Here is a 3,721-nt window from a genome sequence, read left to right as displayed (position 1 = left end):
CGGTAAGGGCTCGGGCTTTGCAGGGTGGCTTGGCAGCTTGTTTACTTGCGCGCAGGCGGCAAGTCCGTGCAACTACCGTGCGCTACCTCGGCCGCCATGCCAATGGATTCGCCAAGCGTGGGATGTGGGTGAATGGTTTTTCCGATGTCGATGGCGTCGGCGCCCATTTCGATCGCCAGCGCCACTTCACCAATCATGTCACCGGCGTGGGTGCCAACCATGCCGCCACCCAGGATCTTGCCGTGGCCGTGGGCCTCAGGGCTGTCGTCAAACAGCAGCTTGGTGACACCTTCGTCACGGCCATTGGCAATGGCGCGACCCGAGGCGTTCCAGGGGAACAGACCCTTTTTGACCTTGATGCCCTGCGCCTTGGCCTGGTCCTCGGTGAGGCCCACCCAGGCCACTTCGGGGTCGGTGTAGGCCACGCTCGGGATGACGCGGGCGTTGAACGCGGCCGCCGCCAGCTCCTTGTTGCCTTGTATTTCACCGGCAATCACTTCAGCTGCCACATGCGCCTCGTGCACCGCCTTGTGCGCCAGCATGGGCTGGCCAACGATGTCGCCAATGGCAAAAATGTGCGGCACATTGGTGCGCATCTGGATGTCGACGTTGATGAAACCACGGTCTGTGACAGCCACACCGGCTTTCTCGGCGGCAATCTTTTTGCCGTTGGGCGTGCGGCCCACAGCTTGCAGCACCAGGTCATACACCTGCGGCGCGGGGGCGGTGCCGCCCTCCTCGGCCGAGGCAAATGTCACTTCGATACCCTCAGGCATTGCTTTGGCACCGACCGTTTTGGTCTTGAGCATGATGTTGTCAAAGCGTGGCGCGTTCATCTTTTGCCAGATCTTGACCAGGTCGCGGTCAGCGCCCTGCATCAGGCCATCCAGCATTTCGACCACGTCCAGGCGCGCGCCGAGCGTGCTGTAGACCGTGCCCATTTCCAGGCCGATGATGCCGCCACCCAGAATCAGCATGCGCTTGGGCACTTCTTTCAGAGCCAGGGCACCGGTGCTGTCGACCACGCGCGGGTCGTCGGGCATGAAGGGCAAGCGCACGGCCTGACTGCCGGCGGCAATGATGCACTTCTTGAACGCAATGGTTTGCGTCTTGCCGGTTTTCTCTTGCGACGTGCCGCTGGTTTCTTCGACTGCCACATGGTTGGCGCCGACAAAAACCCCGTATCCGCGCACCACGGTGACCTTGCGCATCTTGGCCATGGCGGCAAGGCCGCCGGTGAGTTTGGTGATAACTTTGTCCTTGTGACCCCGCAACATGTCGATATTGACCTTGGGTGGACCAAATTCAATACCAAGTGCGCCAAGGTGACTCACTTCGTCCATCACCGCAGCCACATGCAGCAGTGCCTTGCTGGGGATGCAGCCCACGTTCAGGCAGACACCGCCAAGCTGGGCATAGCGCTCGACCAGGATCACCTTGAGACCCAGGTCGGCGGCGCGGAACGCGGCCGAGTAACCCCCCGGGCCGGCACCAAGCACCAGCAGGTCGCAGTCGAGGTCGGCCGCACCCGCAAAGGTGGCCGCCGCTGGCGCGATGACGGGTGCCACGGCAGTCGCCGCGGCTTGTGGTGCGGCAGACGCAGCGGCTGCAGGTGCAGGTGCAGGCTGGCTTGCCGGGGCCGCAGCTGCGTCGGCAGATTCCAGCATCAGCAACAAGGAGCCCTCGCTCACCTTGTCGCCCAGGGCTATCTTGATTTCCTTGACCACGCCAGCGTGGCTGCAGGGGATTTCCATGGAGGCCTTGTCAGACTCCACGGTGATCAGGCTTTGCTCGGCCCGGACGGTGTCACCGGGCTTGACCAGAAGTTCGATGACGGTGACTTCAGCGAAATCGCCAATGTCGGGTACCTTGATGTCGATGAGTGCCATGTTGGTTTCCAATAAATGAGGTTGAAGGTTCGCCAGGAAGAGGCTTTCTCGTGACTTTGTAGGAGCGGCGCCCCGCCGCGAATGAATTCAAAACAGCCTTCGTCGCGGGGGCGCGACTCCTACAGGTGAGTCAGCCTCTTAGAGCAGCACCCTTCGGAAATCGCCGAGGATCTGACCCAGATAGACGTTGAAGCGGGCTGCGGCAGCGCCGTCGATCACGCGGTGATCCCAAGTGAGCGACAAAGGCAGCATCAGGCGCGGCTGGAACGCCTTGCCATCCCAGACCGGCTCCATGGTCGACTTGCAAACCCCAAGAATCGCCACCTCGGGCGCATTGATGATGGGCGTGAAATAACGCCCGCCAATCCCGCCCAGACTGCTGATGGTGAAGCTGGCACCCGACATTTCAGCCGGGCTCAGCTTGCCGTCGCGCGCCTTCTTGGCCAGTTCGCTCATCTCGGTGCTGATCTGGAAAATGCCTTTTTTGTCAGCATCCTTGATCACCGGCACCATCAGGCCGTTGGGTGTGTCAGCGGCAAAACCCATGTGGAAATACTGCTTGTAGATCAGCGCGTCACCGTCCAGGCTGCTGTTGAACTCGGGATATTTCTTGAGTGCAGCCACGCAGGCCTTGATCAGGAAGGCCAGCATGGTGACCTTGACACCGCTCTTCTCGTTTTCCTTGTTGGTCGAGACCCGGAAGGCCTCCAGGTCGGTGATGTCGCAGTCGTCATGGTTGGTCACTGCCGGAATCATGATGGCGTTGCGCAGCAGGTTGGCACCGCTGATCTTCTTGATGCGCGACATCTCCTTGCGCTCGATCGGGCCGAACTTGGCAAAGTCCACCTTGGGCCAGGGGATCAGGCCGAGTTCGGAGCCACCACCGCCGCCAGCGGGTTTGGCCGCTTGTTGGGCCGAAATGGCCAGGGTTTGCACCGCGCCGCTCATGACCGAGCGCGTGAATGACTGCACGTCGGCATCGGTGATGCGCCCTTTCAAGCCGCTGCCTTTGACCTCTGCCAGCGGCACGCCCAGCTCGCGGGCGAACTTGCGCACCGAGGGCGAGGCGTGGGGCAGACCCAGCGCCGGGGTCGCGGTCGGGGTGTGGGCCGGTGTGGCCAACGCTGTGGCGGGCGCCGTTGCAACTGGCGCTGAAGCTGCCGGGGCAGGCACAGACGCGGGTGTTGGCGCTGCTGCTGCAGGTGCGACCGCAGTTGTGGCGGCGCCTTCCAGCATCGCCAGCAGGTCGCCTATATTGACCTTGTCGCCGAGTTTGACCTTGAGCTCCTTGATCACACCAGCGGCGCTCGACGGAATTTCCATCGAGGCCTTGTCGGATTCGACGGTGATCAGGCTTTGTTCCAGCTTGACGGTGTCACCGACCTTGACCATCACCTCGATCACGGTCACGTCCTTGAAGTCGCCAATGTCGGGCACGCGCACCTCAACCGGGCCACTCGCTGCGACAGCGGGTGCCGCTGCTGGAGTTTCGGCGGCAGGTGCCGCAACGGGTGCCGCAGTAGCCGCCACTGGAGCCGGTGCTGGCGCAGCGGCCTCGCCGGCAACTTCGAGCATCAGCACCAGTGAGCCTTTTTTCACTTTGTCGCCCAAAGCTGTCTTGATTTCCTTGACCACGCCCGCGTGGCTCGACGGGATTTCCATCGAGGCCTTGTCAGATTCGACCGTGATCAGGCTTTGTTCGGCCCGGACAGTGTCACCGGGTTTGACCATCAATTCAATAACGGTTACTTCATCAAAGTCCCCAATATCCGGGACTGTCACTTCTATGATTGCCATGTTGTTCATCCTTAGTCAGTTGGGGTCAGAGCACA

The 3,721-nt window shown here is 61.7% G+C and carries 2 protein-coding genes; both read right to left on the bottom strand.

Annotated elements, in window-relative coordinates; all coding sequences use genetic code 11:
- Window positions 1-41: 41 nt before the first annotated feature.
- Entirely contained in the window at window positions 42-1,889 is a 1,848-nt protein-coding gene (lpdA, locus tag GPS82_RS13485) for a dihydrolipoyl dehydrogenase (RefSeq protein WP_296495583.1), read from the bottom strand.
- Between the two features lie 138 nt (window positions 1,890-2,027).
- The gene (aceF, locus tag GPS82_RS13480; RefSeq protein WP_296495582.1) at window positions 2,028-3,686 is read right to left on the bottom strand and encodes a dihydrolipoyllysine-residue acetyltransferase; all 1,659 of its coding nucleotides are present in this window, start codon (window positions 3,684-3,686) and stop codon (window positions 2,028-2,030) included.
- Between the last annotated feature and the right edge of the window lie 35 nt (window positions 3,687-3,721).

The sequence above is a fragment of the Rhodoferax sp. genome (assembly GCF_011391645.1).
Lineage (GTDB): Bacteria > Pseudomonadota > Gammaproteobacteria > Burkholderiales > Burkholderiaceae_C > Rhodoferax.
Note: the sequence above shows the minus strand (reverse complement) of the source record. Positions and strands in the feature narration are given on the sequence as shown.

Coding starts and splice junctions, on each gene's coding strand:
- lpdA (WP_296495583.1), bottom strand. CDS start 1,889: ATGGCACTCATCGACATCAAGGTACCCGACATTGGCGATTTCGCTGAA.
- aceF (WP_296495582.1), bottom strand. CDS start 3,686: ATGGCAATCATAGAAGTGACAGTCCCGGATATTGGGGACTTTGATGAA.